General features: G+C 58.7%; 16 protein-coding genes and 2 riboswitches. Of the genes, 8 read left to right on the top strand and 8 right to left on the bottom strand.

Annotated elements, in window-relative coordinates:
* The first annotated feature begins 659 nt into the window (after positions 1 to 659).
* Positions 660 to 1,241 carry a hypothetical protein gene (locus tag HMPREF2971_RS05370; protein ID WP_070691791.1) on the top strand — a complete coding sequence of 194 codons (582 nt, stop codon included), beginning with the start codon at positions 660 to 662 and terminating at the stop codon, positions 1,239 to 1,241.
* 351 nt (positions 1,242 to 1,592) lie between these two features.
* Here the strand turns inward: HMPREF2971_RS05370 and HMPREF2971_RS05365 are convergent, their stop codons facing one another.
* The 6 genes from HMPREF2971_RS05365 to HMPREF2971_RS09465 form a co-directional block, all read right to left on the bottom strand.
* On the bottom strand, positions 1,593 to 2,996 hold the full coding sequence (locus tag HMPREF2971_RS05365) for an FAD-dependent oxidoreductase (RefSeq protein ID WP_070634283.1): 1,404 nt from the start codon (positions 2,994 to 2,996) through the stop codon (positions 1,593 to 1,595).
* Between the two features lie 296 nt (positions 2,997 to 3,292).
* The gene (locus HMPREF2971_RS05360; protein ID WP_070505823.1) at positions 3,293 to 3,658 is read right to left on the bottom strand and encodes a DUF2218 domain-containing protein; all 366 of its coding nucleotides are present in this window, start codon (positions 3,656 to 3,658) and stop codon (positions 3,293 to 3,295) included.
* Between the two features lie 180 nt (positions 3,659 to 3,838).
* Entirely contained in the window at positions 3,839 to 4,288 is a 450-nt protein-coding gene (locus HMPREF2971_RS05355) for a hypothetical protein (protein WP_005507241.1), read from the bottom strand.
* Positions 4,285 to 5,034, bottom strand: a complete 750-nt coding sequence (locus tag HMPREF2971_RS05350; protein ID WP_005509218.1) for an ABC transporter ATP-binding protein — start codon at positions 5,032 to 5,034, stop codon at positions 4,285 to 4,287. The genes HMPREF2971_RS05355 and HMPREF2971_RS05350 overlap by 4 nt, the downstream gene beginning before the upstream one ends.
* Before the next feature lie 6 nt (positions 5,035 to 5,040).
* Positions 5,041 to 7,011 (bottom strand): hypothetical protein, encoded by a 1,971-nt coding sequence (locus HMPREF2971_RS05345; protein WP_070691789.1) that lies wholly within the window; start codon positions 7,009 to 7,011, stop codon positions 5,041 to 5,043.
* An 89-nt stretch (positions 7,012 to 7,100) separates the two neighbouring features.
* Positions 7,101 to 7,406 carry a lactococcin 972 family bacteriocin gene (locus tag HMPREF2971_RS09465; protein WP_105361135.1) on the bottom strand — a complete coding sequence of 102 codons (306 nt, stop codon included), beginning with the start codon at positions 7,404 to 7,406 and terminating at the stop codon, positions 7,101 to 7,103.
* Between the two features lie 369 nt (positions 7,407 to 7,775).
* Between HMPREF2971_RS09465 and HMPREF2971_RS05340 the strand changes: the two genes are divergently transcribed.
* From HMPREF2971_RS05340 to HMPREF2971_RS05330, 3 genes are all read left to right on the top strand, one after another.
* Complete coding sequence (locus HMPREF2971_RS05340) at positions 7,776 to 9,242, top strand: NCS2 family permease (protein WP_070691787.1); 1,467 nt, start codon at positions 7,776 to 7,778, stop codon at positions 9,240 to 9,242.
* A 308-nt stretch (positions 9,243 to 9,550) separates the two neighbouring features.
* Positions 9,551 to 10,999, top strand: coding sequence for an NCS2 family permease (locus HMPREF2971_RS05335; RefSeq protein WP_070691785.1), 1,449 nt, complete (start codon positions 9,551 to 9,553; stop codon positions 10,997 to 10,999).
* A gap of 142 nt (positions 11,000 to 11,141) precedes the next feature.
* Positions 11,142 to 11,825 (top strand): hypothetical protein, encoded by a 684-nt coding sequence (locus HMPREF2971_RS05330; protein ID WP_070691783.1) that lies wholly within the window; start codon positions 11,142 to 11,144, stop codon positions 11,823 to 11,825.
* Positions 11,826 to 12,038: 213 nt separating this feature from the next.
* Here HMPREF2971_RS05330 and HMPREF2971_RS05325 read toward each other — a convergent pair whose 3' ends face one another.
* Positions 12,039 to 12,482, bottom strand: a complete 444-nt coding sequence (locus HMPREF2971_RS05325) for a YchJ family protein (protein ID WP_070691781.1) — start codon at positions 12,480 to 12,482, stop codon at positions 12,039 to 12,041.
* A 153-nt stretch (positions 12,483 to 12,635) separates the two neighbouring features.
* Positions 12,636 to 14,063 carry an LLM class flavin-dependent oxidoreductase gene (locus tag HMPREF2971_RS05320; RefSeq protein ID WP_049353439.1) on the bottom strand — a complete coding sequence of 476 codons (1,428 nt, stop codon included), beginning with the start codon at positions 14,061 to 14,063 and terminating at the stop codon, positions 12,636 to 12,638.
* A 113-nt stretch (positions 14,064 to 14,176) separates the two neighbouring features.
* A riboswitch (SAM riboswitch) is annotated at positions 14,177 to 14,285 on the bottom strand.
* Positions 14,286 to 14,460: 175 nt separating this feature from the next.
* Positions 14,461 to 14,557, top strand: a riboswitch (SAM riboswitch).
* A gap of 4 nt (positions 14,558 to 14,561) precedes the next feature.
* Between HMPREF2971_RS05320 and HMPREF2971_RS05315 the strand changes: the two genes are divergently transcribed.
* The 4 genes from HMPREF2971_RS05315 to HMPREF2971_RS05300 all read left to right on the top strand — a co-directional run bounded on the left by HMPREF2971_RS05315 (position 14,562) and on the right by HMPREF2971_RS05300 (position 19,936).
* Positions 14,562 to 15,398, top strand: a complete 837-nt coding sequence (locus HMPREF2971_RS05315) for an ABC transporter ATP-binding protein (RefSeq protein WP_049353440.1) — start codon at positions 14,562 to 14,564, stop codon at positions 15,396 to 15,398.
* Positions 15,399 to 15,462: 64 nt separating this feature from the next.
* A complete protein-coding gene (locus HMPREF2971_RS05310; RefSeq protein WP_070691778.1) occupies positions 15,463 to 16,527 on the top strand; it encodes an aliphatic sulfonate ABC transporter substrate-binding protein in 1,065 nt (354 codons plus the stop codon).
* Complete coding sequence (locus tag HMPREF2971_RS05305) at positions 16,527 to 17,369, top strand: ABC transporter permease (protein ID WP_049350468.1); 843 nt, start codon at positions 16,527 to 16,529, stop codon at positions 17,367 to 17,369. The genes HMPREF2971_RS05310 and HMPREF2971_RS05305 overlap by 1 nt, the downstream gene beginning before the upstream one ends.
* Positions 17,370 to 17,812: 443 nt before the next feature.
* Positions 17,813 to 19,936: an AMP-binding protein gene (locus HMPREF2971_RS05300; RefSeq protein ID WP_070691776.1), complete on the top strand. Its 2,124-nt coding sequence runs from the start codon at positions 17,813 to 17,815 to the stop codon at positions 19,934 to 19,936.
* Positions 19,937 to 20,095: the final 159 nt, after the last annotated feature.

Raw genomic sequence — 20,095 nt, 5'->3', positions numbered from 1 at the left:
CCCTTCACCAGAGTTCCGAAAATCCGTTTTCCGCTCCCTCACCCACCTCACGGCAGCTCTAAAAGCTCCACAATCTCTCCAAAAAATTTTCAGTACTTTCTGGCACCTCTATATAAGGGGCACAAATATAAGGTGCGCAAGCAAGCACAGACCGGGCCACAAAACCACAAGAGAGTGCACGGTGAATCATGCTGTGGACCCTGCAGTGGATCCCGCGGTGGATTCCGCGATACGTCTTTGGCAGATTCTGTGGTGCATCATTCAGCGGGGCTCACCCCAGCCCCCCCCCAGGAAGCCCCAAAAATCTGCCGTGCAAAGCAACTACAGGCCAGAATGCACGTAGATGCAAATATTCATTCTTGGGAATACAATAAACCGGCTTGTCAGACGCTTATTTTTCTCTCAGTGCAGATATCTACGCAATTATGACGACGCAGAAATATAAAGATTTGATAAACCTCTAGCGATTGACAAGGAGAGATGAAAGCCGGCTGAAAATACCCCCTGAAATGGCTTGAAGCCCCCTCTTTGAGCACCGTACTATAGAGGGCGTGAGGTCACTTCCGGACCTTGTACGGGGCCACTTCCGGAGCCCCAGACGTAAAGTCACCGCACATTACAGCACCGATAAACCGCATAGAGATCCGAAGGGGGATCCAGTGTCCGCAACGATGAATCGCCGCACGGCATTCCGTGCACTCGGCGTAGGCACCGCAACCATCGCTCTCGGCTGTGCAGTTGCACCCGCAGCGCAGGCACAGCAGATGGCGCATCCGCAAAAGGCAATGACTGCCGACCAGCAGCTCAAGCTGATTCTGCGCCGCCTAGAGCAGGTACCTGCCCGTTTGAAGTATGCGAAGCCTGGATCCTCCAACCGCGTTAACAGCGGCATTGAGAGCGCACTGGGCAACCTGACCACCGTCCAGGGCACTGACGCAGGCCGTCAGATTGCAAGCGCCAAGGCCGCTGTTCGTAAGTCTGATGGACGAGCCCACGCAGCGCTCTCCCCCGTTGGTGTTATTGCCTGCGTTGTCAGTATTGCAAAGTTTGTCATTCAGCTGGGCATCGCCATTTACAAGCTTATTAAGGCACTCGTTAACGCCTTCAAGCAGTGGAAGACCTTCAAGAACATCGTGAAGGCCGTCATTTCTGGTGAAGCTCGCAAGAAGCTGGGTACTGAAACTGAAACCGTACTCAAGGCCATTTTGGGCATTGAGGACGTCCTCAAAAAGTGTGCATAGTCTACACACCGTACGGCTATGCGCTTGTTTAGAGAGCTAATCTTGGTGTTTCTTTAGCTTTCTAGACCCCGTTAAGGGATGCGCCGCACGTGGAGTCACTGCATGGGCTCGTTGCGCGTCCGGGTAGCCGGAGGGTATGTCCTCGAGTATCTTCGGCACCTACCCAGCCCACCCCGCATGACCTCATGGTGCGGGGTGGGTTTCTTTAACCGCTCTTTCGACGGCTCTTCCGGGCGAGCACTTTCCGAGAGCCCCCTACTCCCCTGCTTCCTTATATATAGACAAAAATCGACCCCGCACCGGTTCACGGTACGGGGTCGATTTCTATACTCTACGTACTCAACGTAAGGATTACTCGCCGCGGGAGACGTTAATCATCTCGTCGCGGTCCACAACCTTCACGCGGGCGCGAGGCTCACCGGCAGCATCCTTGGATGCGGCGCCCAGTGCCTTCTCGTGGTCGTCCAGGCGGTGCCAGCCTTCCCAGGTGGTGTACTTGATGCCCTTGGAGTCCAGGTAGGCGCTGAATGCCTCTGCCTCCGGCTCGGGTGCGGTGTAGAGGTTCTCGCGGTCCTCGAGCAGGTGGGTGATGGTCTCGAGTGCGTCAGACTTGGTGGAGCCGATCAGGCCGACGGGGCCGCGCTTAATCCAACCGGATGCGTACAGGCCGGGAACGACCTCGCCGTTCTCGTCCACGACGCGACCCTCAACGTTGGTGATGACGCCGCGCTTGTCGTCGTAACCGATTTCGGGCAGTTCGGAACCGAAGTAACCAATCGCGCGGTAGACAGCCTGTACGGGGTAGTCCACGTACTCGCCGGTGCCGATGATGCCGCCGTTGCCGTCGAGCTTGTTGCGCTCCATGCGCAGGCCCACGACCTTGCCGTCTTCGCCGAGGATCTCGTGCGGGGACTGCAGGAAGTGCAGGTGCAGGCGGCGGGATGCGGTCTGCTCGTTGTTCTTCTGGTCTTCCAGCCAGCCGCGCAGGGTCTTCATCATGACCTTGGTCTGTGCGTTCTTCTCCATTGCTTCTTCGGAAGCAGCGTCAAACTGGAAGTCCTCCTCGTACAGGACGATGTCCACGTCGCGGGAGTGTGCGAGTTCGCGCAGCTCGAGCGGGGTGAACTTCATCTGTGCGGGGCCGCGGCGACCGAAGACGTGCACGTCGGTCACGGGGGAAGCCTTCAGACCCTCGTAGACGTTGTCGGGGATTTCGGTGACGAGCAGGTCGTCAGCGTGCTTGGAGAGAATTCGGGAGACGTCCAGGGCAACGTTGCCGTTACCGAGCACTGCAACCTGCTCAGCTTCGAGCGGCCAGGTGCGGGGGTAGTCGGGGTGGCCGTCGTACCAGGAGACGAAGTCTGCTGCGCCGTAGGAGCCGTCCAGGTCGATGCCCTTAATGTTCAGGGGTGCATCAAAAATCGCGCCGGTTGCGAAGATGATGGCGTCGTAGTGTTCGCGCAGGTCGGCGAGGGTCAGGTCCTTGCCGTATTCGACGTTGCCGAAGAAACGGATGTCGCCGCGGTCCAAGACCTTGTGCAGCGCGGTGATGATGCCCTTGATACGGGGGTGATCCGGTGCCACACCGTAGCGGATCAGGCCGAAGGGGGCGGGGTAGCGGTCGAAGATGTCGATGGCGACCTCGACGGCGCCGGTGCGGACCTCTTCAGACTTGGTGAGGATGTCGGCGGTGTAAATACCGGCGGGACCTGCACCAATAACGGCGACGCGCAGGGGGCGTGCTGCTTCAGACACGAAAATCTTCCTTTCGAAGTTCACCGTCCGGCGCCCGGTGCGGCGCGAACAGGCGGTGAGCTTAGTGTTCACTTCCTGCCTATTTTACCGGGGATTGACGGGTGTTCGGGGGCTTATATGTCGTCGCCCACTAAATAGGACAATTTTCTGTCACCTAATCCGGGCGGGGTCACCTAATCCGGGGAGGTGCGGCACGGTCGGTTCCGGAACCCTGCGCACGCGGCGGGCGTAAAAACTGCCCCACCCTCCGAGGTGCAGGAGGGCGGGGCAGGGTAACGAAGACTAGAAAGCAGGGACTAGGAGGCGGGTACCGCCTCGAAGGTGACGACCAGTTCGTCACGCTCACCGAAGCGGACCAGGTGGCGGTCCAGCACATCCGCCAGACCAGCAGCCAACTCGTCGCTTTCGGCGCGCACCTCCATGATGAGGGCACCGTCGATTTCGCGCAGGTCACCGTAGCCGCGGAAAATACCGTCGCGGTTGAAGGTGAGGCGGATACCGTCGGGCAGTTCTGCGGTGCCGAGCTTGCGGCCCATGTGCGAGCCGAGCTGCTTGATGTATCGGGCGGGGCGGTCGGTTGCTACGACGGCGCGCTGGCGTACCGGCAGGGATTCCGCGGCGGGGTAATTCTCAGCGGTGTTTTCCTGGGGAGTTTCAGTCACGGTGGGTTCCTTCTCATCTATGCCGAATTCTCATCTATGCCGAAAAAGGCTCACCACACGGAACCCTGCATCCGGCGACGCATGTTTCACCTCGAATATAGCAGAAACTTAGGGTCTACTAACCTAACGCACTATCATTGTTCGCGCAGGGGCGATAAACAACCACCGTTCTTTACACGCCTACCTCTTGAGCTTAATCTCAGCAGCAGCACCCAAATGTGCCGAAGTCACCGCATCATTCAAACGCTTAAAATCCGACCGGTCAGTGTACGTAATCGTCAAAACAGCCTTCTGCCCATCACACAGAAGAGTCTGGGAGAATTCAACATTCTTCGCAGTCGAACGAATAGCGTTAAGCTCTTCAGTCCGCGCAAGAGCTTGCTGCACATCCTCCGGTGAAGAAGCTGTTGCACAGGCTGGTGTAGTGGTCGAATACTCATTCAGCCATGGCTCAAAAGCCCCGCCCCAGTACAGGCCCAGAAGAGCGCCAACAAACACCACGCAAGATACTAGAACGCCCACCACTTTTCGCGGCAGATGCCGCAATCCATTCTTTTGAGGGGCATCGCTTCCTGAATTTTCCGGCGCACGATCATACTCATCACGAGCTAGAGGGCTCCTTGTCGTCATGATCCGTTCTCCTTCCGATGAGAATTTACATTTACATCCACTAATCCCGAATCGGGAATTCTGGTAGGGGCTTCAAGACGGCATACCCTATCGCAGGCGGTCATCATATCTGCATCATGAGTCGCCACGATAACTGTGGCTCCACGCCGAGCAGCAGAGCTCAACAGCTCAACAACCAATGCCCGGTTCTCAGCATCAAGACTTGCCGTCGGCTCATCCGCAAAAATGTAGCGCACACCCTTGTGGATTGCCCGAGCGATACCCACCCTCTGCTTCTCACCACCACTCAGCAGGGCAGCCGAAGTACGTTCCTTCCCTTCAAGACCAATGACGTTCAAAAGCTCGCGGCTCTCATCCGTAATACGAGCACGACCAAAGGTCTTACGATCAAGCAGAATATTCTCGATAACGCTCCATTCCTCAATAATTCCGTAATCCTGAAAAACGAAGGAAGCTTCATCAGCCCAGAACGCAAGACGCTCCTTCTCGCGAGCACGTTCCATATGCCGGCCCCCAATAACAACCTCACCCTCATGAGGCGGCATCAGCAGACCCAACACATTCAAAAGCGTCGTTTTACCGCATCCGCTCGGACCCACAATGCCAGTTACTTCCCCCGCATATGCCTCAAAGTGAGGACTCTGGAGAATGGGCTGCCCCTGCGCATACACCACAATGTCGCGGGAGGCGATAGTTACCTCAGGATGTTCCACATTGCCAGAGGGATAAACAGTATTCCTCATCATTCACTCCTATACGTGACGACGGTGAACCGTCGCGGTGAAGATACGGTTAAAACTCAGTCTCAGCACCAGCGCCAGAATAGTGCCGTACAACAGCGGTGCCGCCATCGCTGAAAAGGCGTACTCTGCTCCCTGCACCAGAAGAAGTACCAACCCAGCAGCAGAGCAAAGGCACACAATGCAGGTTTCCTTCAGAAGGTACCCACTAAAAATTGTTCTGAGAGGCAGACCAGCAGTACGTAAAACAAAATCATTACGAGCACGAGCCGCAAGGGTAATGTACGTATTAATTGCTGTGCCAATAATGAGTGCCGCACAGAGAATTGCTAGGCCCACTAGATGCGCAACATACTGGTTACGTTCCAGCTGCGCGATGTAAAGGTGTTCCTCTCCCGCGCGGTCCACAGAAAGTAGGGTCTGCCCAATTTCCTCAGCGTTGTAGGCAGCCCGTACAGACGCAGGCTGAGAGACCATGACGTTACCGGTAGTCAAGGCCGCAGAAATAAAGGAAGGTTGTAGATTCTGCGTCGCCGATTCGGTTACCACAAGAACAGGCTTTTTATAGTTCAGAAGCCGTGAATCCTGAGAGCTCAAAGCAGGCACCTTTACCCCCGACGAGTTGGTTTTATCCTCCACAGTGAGCAGAGTAAATCCGCGATCCTCCCGGTCCTTCTGGTGGAAAGAATACTCTGCACGCAAAGACTGAGATCCAGGGAAGTTGCTATCCTCAACGTTCTTGAACGACAAGCCAAGACGTTGCTGAAGAAGGTCCACATAGGCGCGGTTCACCATAAGGGCGCCATCGTATTCGCTACCCTCCAAACCCTTAACGTTTTCCAACGCATAGGACAAGAGGACACCGTTCCGTGATTCAAGAGAACCTAAAGCACGCACTGTGGCCTGGTCGTAGGAGGCGAGCGCCTGTTCATCCCGTATCGTCGATTCAGGCACGTTCACTCGTAAGGTGTACTGGTCAGAAAGAAGAGACCAGCCAGCCGCCGAATCGCTCCTACCCAAACTCACTTGAGCACTTGAGACCAGACCCGGAATAGTGCACGCCACTAAAACCACCACAGCATACTTAGCGATTGCACTCGGAACTGTAAAACGTCGATACGCCGGTTCCCTACGTCCCACAGCATTAATGCTTGGCCAAGTCATGAGGTTGATAAGCAGTAGAGCAACCAGCATGAGAACGGTAAACACGGCAAAGATTAGCGCTGTAACCCCCATCAGTTGAGGAAGATGCGCCACACCGTACACGAACCCCTCTACGCATCCCATGCACAATGCTGTTACCGCTGCAGGAGGTAGCGCCAGGAGCAGGAGATCTTGTGCATCCCTTAGCTGCAGACGACGCGGGGAGTATCCGTTTAGAAGCAGAATATTCTGAGTTCGCGAACGGACCGACAACCACCCCATGATTGCGGTACAGAAGAGCACAGCCAGGCAGATAAGGCTCGTCAAAGAGCCCGAAGAAGTAACAGCCCCGTAGACAACACGCACCGGGTTAACGGAGGTAACTTTAACATCCATGCCTTGTTCACGGGCAAGGTTTTCAAAAGCACGCACAAATTCTTGGCTACCCGCTAGCGCGTATTGGCCGTCAAGCGAAGAATCCCCGAGTGCTCGTGATGGATATTTTTTCCCGTGCTTATCCGGGTCGAACCAATCGATAGTTTCACCGTCAGAGCTCAGTGAATTTGCCCCAAAAACGTAGATGGATTTTCCGTGCCAGAAATCTTCGGGGTCGGCGACCACCTTGAGTAGCTGGGCACCATCGGCAGCGTAGCGATCCACCAAGGTATCAAAGTTCTGAATCAGCTCAGACTTAGACTGCTGCGAAGAACGCAGAGAAAGCTGTACCTGTGCATTGGTACCCAGAGGAGCCTGCGTCTCCAGGACAGAGATGAGGGCGCTACCCAGCAGAAAGGTCAGAACCGTGCACAATACTGCGCACACTCTCAGAGCATTTTTCATCGTTGAACTCCGGTAACTGACGTAATTTTGTACAGTGGGCGGACGCTTTTACAGCGCCCGCCCACGTATCCGTTTATGTGCCTACAGGTTTAGCAGACACGGTAGTGATAGGAAGGGTGATGGTACAAGAACAAATTTCCCCAGGTCCATTTCGATGCCCGAGAAGTTTCACCAGCACGAGTATCTACGGAGCGGACAGTCCCGACCACAGTAGTAACAGTAGAACCATGACAACGATCGTTATGGTGATAATCAGAGAAGGCACGGTTACCGACCCACTCAACCCCATAATTCCAATCGCCGCCCTCATGCGGCTTCTGAGTACCGGCCAGGGCGGCTGCCCCAACACCAGTTGCGAGTGCCCCCGACATGGCGAGCACAGCGAGTGATTTCATGACTTTCATAGTCTTACCTTTCGGTAGAACTTTCCCCTTTGCAGGAAATATATTTTGCTCTTCCGTCCTGTGTGTGGTAACAATACTAGCACTACAGTGAAGAAAATAATATAGTTTTTCAGAATATTTAGATTTAAAACATATATTTTTTTACTAGTCAGCGGATTTTAGAGTTTTTACCCTGCCTTAATCAGGCTTCCTGAACGAAAGCTGGGAGTTTCCTGGATTAACGCTTAGAGAAACTTTAACCGTAGAATATTTCGGTAACAACAGTGTCACCTCCCCAACACACCGGGAAGTGGCACTTTTTTATGCGGGCTCGGAACCCCGGCGCCCGCCCCGACTATGAGTATCTACGGATTTTCACGAATGTCTTCTGAGAACACCGCGGCTCCCCAGACCCCCAAGGCAGAAGCCAAGGGCGCACTGGACCGTTACTTCAAAATCACTGAGCGAGGCTCCACCATCGCCGCCGAATTCCGCGGCGGCCTCGCCACCTTCTTCGCGATGAGCTACATCGTCGTGCTGAACCCCCTCATCATCGGCCTCGGCAAGGACGCATCCGGCAACGCGCTCGGCGTACCGCAGGTCGCAGCAATGACCGCACTGGTCGCAGGCGTCATGACCATCCTCATGGGCGTCATCGCCAAGCAGCCCTTCGCCATGGCGGCAGGCCTCGGCGTGAACGCGCTACTGGCAACCACCATCGCCTCCACCCCCGGACTGACCTGGCCCGCCATCATGGGTCTCGTCGTATGGGCTGGTGTGCTGATGACCATCCTCGTGCTGACCGGCTTCCGCACCGCAGTGTTCAACGCGGTTCCCGAATCGCTCAAGGTCGCAATCGTCGTCGGTATCGGCTTCTTCATTGCGTTCATCGGCCTCGTCAACGCAGGTATCATCCGCCGTATGCCCGACGCAGCAGGCACCACCGTGCCCGTCTCCTTCGGCGTGAGCGGCCACCTGCTCGGCTGGCCCACCCTCGTCTTCCTCTTCGGCCTGTTCCTCACCATTGCGCTGTTCATCCGCAACGTGAAGGGTGCAATCCTCTACGGCGTGCTCGCCTCCACCGCCCTCTCCATCATCCTGGAGAAGGTCGTGCCCTCCGGCAGCTCGCTTCAGTCCCCGACCGGCTGGTCCCTGAACGTCCCCGTCTGGGACTCCAACACCAGCAAGCTGCCCAACTTCTCCCTGTTTGGCTCCGCTGACCTGTTCGGTGCCTTCGGCACCCTCGGCGGCATGGCAGCCGTTCTGCTGATCTTCACCATCCTCATCTCCGCGTTCTTCGACGCAATGGGCACCTCCGTCGGTCTCGCAACCGAAGCAGGCACCATCAAGGACGGCCAGATTGAGAACGTCGACAAGGTCCTGCTCGTGGACGCCCTCGGCTCCGTAGCCGGCGGTGGCACCTCCTCCTCCGCAAGCCAGATCTTTGTGGAATCCGCAACCGGTATCGGCGCGGGCGCACGCACCGGCTTCGCGAACATCGTCACCGGCGCACTGTTCCTCGTCGCAATCTTCCTGTCCCCGCTGGTTACCGTCGTGCCCTTCGAAGCTGTTGCACCCGCAATGGTGTTCGTTGGCTTCCTGATGATCCGCCAGGCAGTGAACATTGACTGGAACGACTGGGGTCTGGGTATCCCCGCATTCATGACCATCATCTTCATGCCCCTCTCCTACTCCATCGCGGACGGTATCGGCGCAGGCTTCATCTCCTACGTCTTCATCCGCCTGGTGCAGGGTCGCGGCAAGGACGTGCACTGGCTCATGTACGTGGTTTCCGCAGTATTCCTCATCTTCTTCGCTAACGGCCTGATTACCGGCTGGATGCACTAAATACATCGGGTGCCTCACCCTCCCACGTGGAGGAGCGGGCACCATCAGGGCGGGGTACCGGCACCTTCGGGTTGCCGGTACCCCGCCCTGCGCTATTCTTTCCTTGCCTCGGTTGCCGATTCTGGTTATTTGGCTAGGGCGGGGAAACACCACATCACCGACTGAACCGCCGCACACAACGCGTTTCAACGGCACAAGCCAAGCGGCGGCGCCTACAATGGTTGAACCATTGTGGCGCCCGGCATGGCTTTCACCCGTGAAACCGGCGGCGCGACAGTACACACCGAACAACATCAACGGATCCTCACATGTCTGAACCCCAGAAGGCGGCAGCGCCCACCAGCGCACTCGACCGCTACTTCAAGATTTCCGAACGCGGCTCCTCCATCGCCGCAGAATTCCGCGGCGGCCTCGCCGCATTCTTCGCCATGAGCTACATCGTGGTGCTGAACCCCCTCGTCATCGGTACCGGTGCTGACGCATCCGAACGCACCCTCGGTATCGCACCCGTCGCGGCTGTGACCGCGCTGGTTGCCGGCGTGATGACCATCCTCATGGGTGTTATCGCTAAGCAGCCCTTCGCCATGGCGGCTGGCCTGGGAGTGAACGCGCTGCTCGCCTCCACCATTGCCACCACCCCGAACCTGACCTGGGCAGACATCATGGGTCTGGTCGTTCTTGCCGGTCTGATCATGACCGTTCTGGTGCTGACCGGCTTCCGCACCGCGGTGTTTGAAGCGGTCCCCGAGTCGCTCAAGACCGCGATTGTGGTCGGTATCGGCTTCTTCATTTCCTTTATCGGTCTGGTCGACTCCGGCATTATCCGCCGCATGCCCGACGCTGCAGGCTCCACCGTTCCGGTGAGCCTCGGCGCGGGCGGTCACCTGCTCGGCTGGCCCACCCTCGTCTTCCTCTTCGGCCTGTTCCTGACCATCGCCCTGTTCATCCGCAACGTGAAGGGCGCGATTCTGTGGGGCGTGCTCGCCTCCACCGCGCTGTCTCTGATTCTGGAGGCGGTTGTCCCCTCCGGTTCCGTGCAGAAGGCGGCAACCGGCTGGTCGCTGAACGTGCCCTCCCTGGATGACATGAAGTTCACCACCCCGAACTTCTCCCTCATCGGTTCCGCTGACCTGTTCGGCGCGTTCACCCACATCGGCCCGCTGGCTGCGTCGCTGCTGGTGTTCACCATTCTGCTGTCCGTATTCTTCGACGCGATGGGCGTTTCGGTGGGTCTTGCCGCCGAGGCTGGCACCATGAAGGACGGCAAGGTTGAGGACATCGACAAGGTCCTGCTCGTGGACGCTTTCGGTTCCGTTGTTGGTGGTGGCGCGTCCGGTTCGGCGAACCAGATTTTCGTGGAGTCCGCTACCGGTATTGGTGCGGGCGCACGCACCGGTTTCGCGAACATTGTGACCGGTGTGCTGTTCCTGCTGGCGATTTTCATCTCGCCCCTGGTCACCATCGTTCCCTTCGAGGCGGTTGCCCCCGCACTGGTTGTGGTCGGCTTCCTGATGATCCGCCAGGCCGTGAACATTGACTGGACTGACTGGGGTCTGGGCATCCCGGCGTTCCTGACCATTATTTTCATGCCGCTGTCGTACTCGATTGCGAACGGTATTGGCGCCGGTTTCGTGTCCTACACCTTCATTCGCCTGGTGCAGGGCCGCGGCAAGGATGTGCACTGGCTGATGTACCTGGTCTCCGCGGTGTTCGTGATTTACTTCGGTATGGGCATCATTAACGGCTGGACCCACTAAGTCCAACGGAGCACATATTTGCTGAGGGCAGGTTCCTGAGGTAGCTGAGAACGTAAGTTTTCAAGCTGCCGAAGGGCCTGCCTTTTGTGTATCTGATTCGCTCTTACATGTTCCTTATCGCGCCTGGGTGCAAGGAAAAATCATGGCAGAATCATTCCGTTTCCGGTATGATTCTGCCATGATGTCCGTTCAAGAGTATGCTCAAGAAGCTAAGGTTTCAGAGCGAAGCGTACGCGCCCGCCTAGAACGCGGAATGCTCCAAGGTCGTAAATTGGGGAGCCGCTGGGTTGTCGACGCCATCCCCGCAGCACACCGCAGTAATGCTGGCCGCCCTATTTCTTTTGAAGCATTCAACGCTTTGGCTCGCTACTGTGACGGGCAGTCATCTGTTCTATCTGCTGAGGAACGCCGCAGGGCGAAAGAACGCGCCTCAGCAATTCAGATGCAAGGACCTGCGTCTGTTGAGCGATACCGAGCCCGCCGCGGGTTGAAAGTGCATCACCTGTTGGCTCCTCCCGCTGAAATTCCTGCAATTTTGGAAGACCCTGCGTTGTCGCTGACCGGCATTAGTAGCGATATTTCGCAGGTATACGGCTCAATGGTTGATGCATATATCTCGCGCCAAGATTTAGAGAACATCATTTTTCTGTACAATCTGGTTCCGGCTTCTGCAGATTCAGCGAATGTTATCTTGCGTGAATGCGATGAGCCGCCCCATATTCTGCCCCTGCATGTGGCGGTAGATCTTCTAGATTTGGGGGATCCGCGAAGTTCCGCTGAGGCAGAACGCATTCTTCAAGATTCTGTTTTCAGGAAAGCGTCTTAGTCATGACCGCATCCCCTATTTTGATTCCTGCTATTGGGGCAGAGCGTGCCTCTTGGCTTGGTCTGGCTGATATCTCAGATTGACTTTGAAAAGCTTCTAAAAGACAGAAGCTAGCGAAAACGAAGAATGGCAGAATCATTCCGGTTTCGGAATGATTCTGCCATTTCTTTATGTGCTCGCACCCTGCACGAGACAGGGGGGCGAGAGCTAGAGTTAGCGGACGTCGCCATCCACGTAGAACCAGGTGCCGCCCACCTTCTCAAAGCGCGACAGCTCATGCATGCTGCCCTTCACCCGCTCCTCCGCAGGGACACCCGGCACCGAACGGTAATACGCAACGAACTCCACCGTACCGGACGCATCAAACGGGCCACCCGAAGCACCCAGAATATCCAGGCGATACCAGCGGATATCATCCTCCAACTCCAAGGCGGCCGGGCGAGTACTCGGATGCCAGCTCGCCAGCAGGTACGCCGCATCCCCGGTCGCAAACGCGGTAAAACGCGAGCGCATCAGCTGCTCCGGCGCGGGAGCGGTCAACGTGCCGGAGGCGGCAAACTCGCCCAGGAACCTGCCGCAGCAGGCGCCGTACACCTCGCCGCTCGAGCAGGGGCAGCGGTCATCGTGGTTAAGTTCAACCTGGTTCAGTTCAGTCATGCCACCCAGTATAAAGAACGGGCCACGTCAAGAAAGCACAGCGCAAAGAAACGCCCGCTCCGCCGGGGATACAAATCCTCCAGCAGAACGGGCGTTCTTGTTTTCAATCGTTAAGTTTGAGCGAACCTACACGGCACGCTTCAGCGGCAACGCTTATTCAGCGATCGCGCGAGCCGGGGTGTCAGCAGCCGAAGGCTTACCCACGTATGCGCCGCGGTACTTAGCAGCCGGGTGGGAGTCAGCAACCTTAGTGTGGCCCTTACCGAAGATGTTCTCACGCAGGGTGTTGCCCTCGTACTCGGTGCGGTAGCGGCCACGCTTCTGCAGCTCGGGAACAACGTACTCGATGAAGTCCTCGAAGGAGCCCGGGGAGACGTGGTACGCCAGGTTGATGCCGTCCAGACCACCCTCGTCAATCCAGCGCTCCAGCTCGTCAGCAACCTGAACCGGGTCACCAACAATGACCTCGCCCATGCCACCGATGGTGGTGTGCTCAGCGATGTCCTTACGGGTCCACTTCTTGTCCTTCGCCTGCAGGGTGAAGGGGGTCAGGAAGGACTGAATCGACTCGGTCTGCACGTAGTTCAGAACCTCGTCCTCGTCGAACTGGGACAGGTCAACGCCGGACCAACCGCCGATAATAGCCTGTGCAGATTCGAGGTTCACGTACTTCTTGTACTCCTCGTACTTTGCCTTTGCCTTCTCTTCAGTCTCATCCACGATGACCGAGAGCATTGCGAGAATCTTCACGTCGTCGCGGCTACGGCCCTGCTCCTCGGCAGCGGCACGAATACGGTCGGTCACGACGCGGGTCAGGTCCGGGCGCAGGGCGCTAATGAACACAGCCTCAGCGTGCTTGCCGGAGAACTTCTGGCCGCGGCTGGATGCGCCAGCCTGGAAAATCACGGGGGTGCGCTGCGGGCTCGGCTCGGTCAGGGAGATACCGGGCACGGAGAAGTACTTGCCCTTGTGGCCAATCGGGTGGACCTTCGAGGGGTCAGCGTAGATGCCGCGCTCGCGGTCCTTGACGACTGCGCCATCTTCCCAGGAGCCTTCCCACAGCTTGTAGCAGACATCCAGGAACTCGTCAGCGATCTCGTAACGCTCGTCGTGCGGAATCTGGGTGGGCAGGCCCTGGTTCTCAGCAGCCGAAGGCAGGTAAGAAGTCACCACGTTGAAGCCGACGCGGCCCTCAGTGAGGTGGTCGAGGGAGGCGTAGCGGCGAGCCAGGGTGTAGGGCTGCTCGAAAGTAGCGGCAGCAGTCACACCGAAGCCGAGGTGCTCGGTCACTGCAGCCATTGCAGAAATCTGGGTTGCGGGGTCATTCACGGGAACCTGAGCGGCACCCTCAATGGCGGGAGCGGCAGAGTTCTTGTACACGTCGTAGATGCCGACCACGTCAGCGATGAACACGGCGTCGAACAGGCCGCGCTCAAGGGTCTTAGCCAGGTCAGTCCAGTACTTGATGGTGTTGTACTCGGTTGCGCGGGAGCGCGGGTGACGCCAGAGGTCGAAGCTCTGGTGACCGATGCAGGTCATCTCGAATGCGTTAACTACGATGCGCTTCTTCTGCTCAGCCATCGATTTTCCTTTCGCGAATGATCGGGGACGATCGGGTTTGTACCCTGCACCCCGCGCGCCGCCTCCTGATGCCTTCTGCGTTCGGTGGTGGCCTTCGTGCAGGTGGCGCGTTCGCGCCGTACTTGCCTCATTTCGTTGAGGCCAGATCATCATCTGGGGCACCCCGCTACGGGAGAGGGTTGCCGCCCGGCTAGCCAGAGCTTAGCGCCGGGACTCATGATCTCGTGGTTTGAGTGTACGGGGCGCGCGGGAGGGAGGTCACGTTTGTGACGAAAAAATCTTTTTGTGACGTAGAACCGAAATATTTCGTGATAAATGCGAAATATACGGTCATAGAAATTCATACGCGCCCGCAGGGTTGATTGAGGCACACCACAGCCCATAGGGTGGGAGAAGCAAACCATCCAGAGCGACTGAGAGACCTGGCTCCACGACGTCGCAGCAACCGGCACGGATTCTTCCGCCCCCGGTGCTAACGCCAGGAACGATGGAAGTGACATGACACTCAACAGTGCAGTAACTGACGTACCCACCAGTGAAAAGAACGGCCGCCGTGCCGTATCCACCGCCGCCGTCCCCTTGAGCTTTGAAGACGTCGGACAATCTTTCCCCGTGCCCGGCGGAACCCACGAAGTTCTTCGCGGAGTCTCCTTCACCGCAGCCCCCGGCGAGATTATCTCCGTCATCGGCTCCTCCGGATGCGGCAAATCCACCCTCCTGCGTGCAGCGGCAGGCCTGAACCGCATCACCGCAGGTACCGTGCGTATCGGCGAGAAGGCAGTGACCGGCCTCGACCCCCGCGTAGCTATCGGCTTTCAGGAACCGCGCCTGCTCCCCTGGCGCACCGTCGCCGACAACGTGGCGCTCGGACTGCCGCAGGGCACCAAAAAATCTGAAGGCGCAGCATCCGTAGCGAGCCTGCTCGACCTGGTCGGCCTGGGCGAATACGCAACCCACCGTCCCAAGGAAATTTCAGGCGGTATGGCTCAGCGCGTGTCCCTGGCACGAGCGCTCGCACGCAACCCCGGCGTGCTGCTGCTCGACGAGCCCTTCGGTGCTCTGGATGCGCTGACCCGCATCAACATGCAGGATTTGCTGTTGGACGTGCACCGTCAAGACCCGACCACGATTCTGCTGGTCACCCACGATGTGGAAGAGGCGCTGTACCTCTCTGACCGGGTGATTGTCCTCGGTAAGGACACCCCGGAGGCGCCCGCCACCATCCAGCGCATCGTGACCGTTGACCGTTCTCACCCGCGTGACCGCGCCGATGCAGAGATCACGGCGCTGCGTAGCGAACTGTTGGCTGAGCTCGGCGTGGAAGATAACGCCTAAAGCCGCCACGAAACGCATTTCTTACACATCACATCATCATCTTCAGAAGCGAAAAGATTCCATCATGACTTACTCCCCGTCTCGCCGTACCGCCCTTAAGTCCCTTGCCGCAGCCGCCGCTTTTGCTACTCTGCTCAGCGCCTGCGCCGGTGAAGGTTCCGGTTCCGCTAGCGCCTCCGGTGCTGCCGGTGGTGGCGACAAGAACACCGTGACCATTGACTACGCGACCTACAACCCGCTGTCCCTGATTATCCGCAAGAAGGGTTGGCTTGAGACCGCCCTCGCCGCCGAGGGTAAGAAGGTTGAGTGGGTCAAGTCGGCCGGCTCGAACAAGGCGAATGAGGCGCTGCGTAGCGGCAATATTGATGTCGGCTCGACCGCCGGTTCGGCGGCTCTGCTGGCACGCGCTAACGGCTCCCCCATCAAGGTCATCAGCCTGTACTCTCAGCCCGAGTGGTCGGCTCTGGTAACCCGCAAGGATTCGGGCATCACCAAGGTTGCGGACCTGAAGGGCAAGACCGTTGCCGTGACCAAGGGTACCGACCCGTACTTCCTGCTCCTGCAGGCTCTGAAGCAGGAGGGTATTTCTGCTTCGGATCTGACCATTCAGAACCTGCAGCACGCCGACGGTCGCACCGCCCTGGACAACGGCCAGGTCAACGCGTGGAGCGGCCTGGACCCGATCATGGCTGCCGCCGAGGTGGAGAGCGGCGACGTGCTCTTCTACCGCAACCTGGACTTCAACACCTACGGCTTCCTGAACGCGACCGAGAAGTTCATTCAGTCCAACCCGACCGCCGCACAGACCATCGTGGACGTGTACGAGTACGCTCGCGCCTGGGCTAAGAAGAACCCCGAAGAGGCCGTGAAGATTGTCGAGGAGGAGTCCGGCATTAAGCACGAGACCGCCCAGGTCGTCATGGAGCGCACCCACCTGGATATCGACCCGGTTCCGGGCGCTAAGCAGGTTGAGGTTCTGAAGGGTGTCGGCCCGATCCTGGTGGAGTCCGGCGACGTTCCTTCCCAGTCCGACGTGGACAAGGCACTGAACAGCATTGTGGACGACCAGTTCGCAAAGAAGGCTGACAGCGCAGCCGTTGAGAAGATCGCAAAGGTGGTTGAGAAGTAATGACCGCCGCAACGATTACCGCCGCCTCCAGCGCTCGCGCTGAGCGTGCCGAGAAGCGTGTCTCTTCCGTGAAGCTGCCGTCGAACCCGTTCGCCGGTAAGCAGTACCTGGGCCTGATTCTTCCCCTGGCGCTGATTGCCCTCTGGTACATTCTGAGCACGAACGGCGTGTTCACCCAGGTTCAGCTGCCCTCCCCCGACCGTGTGGTCAGCGCCGGTGTTGAGCTGGCACAGCGCGGCGAGTTGGGCCGCCACGTGGCGATTTCTACTCAGCGTGTGCTGATTGGTTTCGGTATTGGTGCCGTGCTCGGCCTGGTGCTTGGTGCGCTGATTGGCTTGTCTGCGCCGGTGCGTCTGATTGCCGCACCGACCATTGGTGCGCTACGTGCCGTGCCGTCCCTGGCGTGGGTTCCGCTGCTTCTGCTGTGGATCGGTATCGGCGAGAATTCCAAGGTGACCCTGGTTGCTATTGGTGCGTTCTTCCCGGTGTACACCACGGTTTCTGCGGCTCTGGCGCACGTTGACCCCAAGCTTGTGGAGGCGGCACGCGCCTTCGGTCTGAAGGGTCTGCGCCTGTTCACCACGGTTCAGCTTCCCGCGGTTCTGCCGTCGGTGGTCTCGGGTCTGCGTCTGGCGCTGGCTCAGGCGTGGCTGTTCCTGGTCGCCGCTGAGCTGCTGGGTGCATCCATGGGTCTGGGTTACCTGCTGACCGACTCGCAGAACAACGGCCGCACCGACCGCCTGCTGCTGGCTATTGTGGCGCTGGCGGTGCTCGGTAAGATTACCGACGCCTTGGTGGGTGTTTTCGAGCGCTGGGTGAAGGCGAAGTACCCCAGCAACTAACGCCACCAGCAATTAGCACCACAGCTAAACGCAACACTCAGCACGCGCTGAGTTTTAGGAGAGATGTCCGCCGCGTGGTTGCTCCCCAAAGGTGAGCTAATCATCGCTACGCGCCGGAGAAAGAAGTCGGCGGGGAAACCTGTCGCCTACTGAATGATGATGATGTGCCCCGCCCCGCGCCCCACAGTAGTGAGCGCGGGGCGGGGTCTTTAAATATTTCGGAATATTACGAACCGATACACAGCATGCCGAATATGACGGTCCCCTTTGCGTCCTGGCCCGGAGCGCGCTTTACTAAGAAGGCAAACCATCCAGAGCGACCGAGAGACCTGGCTCCGTGACGTCGCAGCAACCCCCTCGCCAACGCACACACAGACCCCACGGTCACACAGACAGCGGCACGGCGAGCAAGGGTGCTAATGCCAGCAACCGATGGGAGAATAATGGGACTGCCCACCCCCTACTCGTTCACCGACCCGCTGAACCCCACCCCGAACCCCGCCCTCGAATCTGACGAGGCGCGCGTCGCGTTCTGGGAGAAGCAGGCGCAGCGACTCACCTGGGCTGAGCCCTGGCACACCGCGCACCGCTTCGAGAAGCCGAAGTCTCTCGGCTTCGACGAGGAAGGCATCGAACAGTTCAGCATCCCCGAAATTAAGTGGTTCGAGGGCGGTAAGCTGAACGTCGCCTACAACTGCGTGGACCGCCACGTGGAGGCGGGCCGCGGCGACAAGGTAGCCCTCTACTTTGAAGGTGAACCCGGCGACCGTGAGGCAATCACCTACGCCGAACTGCAGCGTCGTATTGCGAAGGCAGCGAACGGTCTGCTGTCTCTGGGCGTGCGCAAGGGTGACCGCGTGGTCATCTACCTGCCCGTCATCCCCGAAACCATTATTTTCACCCTCGCCTGCGCGCGTATTGGCGCGATTCACTCCCTCGTTTTCGGTGGCTTCTCCGCCGAGGCGCTGAAGTTCCGTGTGGAAGACACCGGCGCGAAGGTCCTCATCACCACCGACGGCCAGAACCGCCGCGGCAAGGTCGTTCCCGTGAAGGTCAACGCCGACGAGGCATGCTCCGGTGAGAACAACATCGAGCACGTCATCGTGGTGGATCGCACCAGCGCCTCCGACCCGGTTGCACACGCGGCCGTGCCGTGGACTGAGGGCCGCGACGTCTGGTACCACGACCTGGTGGACAATCAGCCGGATACCCACGCCTACGAACTGCACGACGCAGAAGATCCGCTGTTCATTATTTACACCTCCGGCACGACCGGTAAGCCCAAGGGCCTGGTGCACACGATGGGCGGCTACCTGGTGCAGACCGCGTACACTCACGCGCTGCTCTACGATCTGCTGCCGGATTACGTGGACGAGAACGGCGTGCTGCGCCCCGACGAGCTGTCCGCCGTCAACGACCCCGAGAAGGTAGAGTCCACCGTTCACTGGTGCACCGCCGACCTCGCCTGGGTGACCGCGCACACCTACGAAATTTACGGTCCGCTGGTTAACGGCGTGTCCGAGGTGATTTACGAAGGTACCCCGAACACCCCGCACTACGGCCGTCACTTTGAGGTTATTGAGCGCTACGGCGTGACCAACTACTACACCGCACCGACCCTGATTCGTTCTCTCATGGGTGCGTTCCCGAACGGCCCGGAGCCCGGCAAGTACGATTTCTCGACCGTGCGCCTGCTCGGTTCGGTGGGTGAATCCATCAACCCGGAGGCGTGGCGCTGGCTGCGTCAGCACGTGGGCGGCGGCACCGCGGCGTTCATCGACACCTGGTGGCAGTCGGAGACCGGTTCGACCGTGTGCTCCCCGCGCCCGCACGACCCCGCATTCGCACCCGAGGGCACCTACCCGGAGGGTACCCCGCACTGCACTCCCCTGCCCGGTTGCGCTACCCGCGCCGTTCCCGGCGTGTCCACCCGCGTGGTGGATGAGCACGGCGACCCGGTCGAACCTGGCAAGCAGGGCTTCATCGTGGTCGATAAGATTGGCCCGTCCATGGCTCGTACCGTGTGGCAGAACCCGCAGCGTTACCTGGATTCCTACTGGCGTCACTACGGCGAGCGCGGCTGGTTCCTCGCTGGCGACGGCGCGAAGGAAGACGAAGAGGGTAACGTGTACATCCTCGGCCGTATCGACGACGTGATTAACATTTCGGGTCACCGTCTGTCCACGATTGAGATTGAGTCGGCTCTGGTGACTCACCCGGCTGTGGTTGAGGCTGGTGTCTGCCCCGTGGAGGATGAGCTGACCGGTCACCAGGCGGTCGCCTACGTAACGCTCACCGATGAGGGTAAGGACCTGACTGAGGATGAGCTGAAAGCGGCGCTGACCGCACACGTGCGTGAGCACATTGGCCCGATTGCTAAGCCGAAGGACGTTGTGGCGGTTGCCGATATCCCGAAGACCCGTTCGGGTAAGATTACTCGCCGTCTGCTCGGTGAGCTGTACCAGGGCCGTTCTTTGGGCGATGTTTCTTCGCTGCAGAATGAGGAGGCGCTGGGCCACATCGCGCAGGTGCTGGTGGATACTGGCCGCGTGAGCGAGGCTGTCTAGGCTCTGTTGCTGAGCTGCACGTTATGCTGAGCTGAGAGCTGAGCTGAGCTAAAAGCTACATAGAGTAAAGGTGCGGATACCGAATGATGATTCGGTATCCGCACCTTTTGCTATGCCATTTTATTGAGCTGACACGGCTCTCAACCGGCGGCGTGCCGC

It is taken from the genome of Rothia sp. HMSC066G07, from assembly GCF_001814485.1.
In the GTDB taxonomy this organism is placed as follows: Bacteria; Actinomycetota; Actinomycetes; order Actinomycetales; family Micrococcaceae; genus Rothia.
This window is presented reverse-complemented; position numbering and strand designations above follow the sequence as displayed.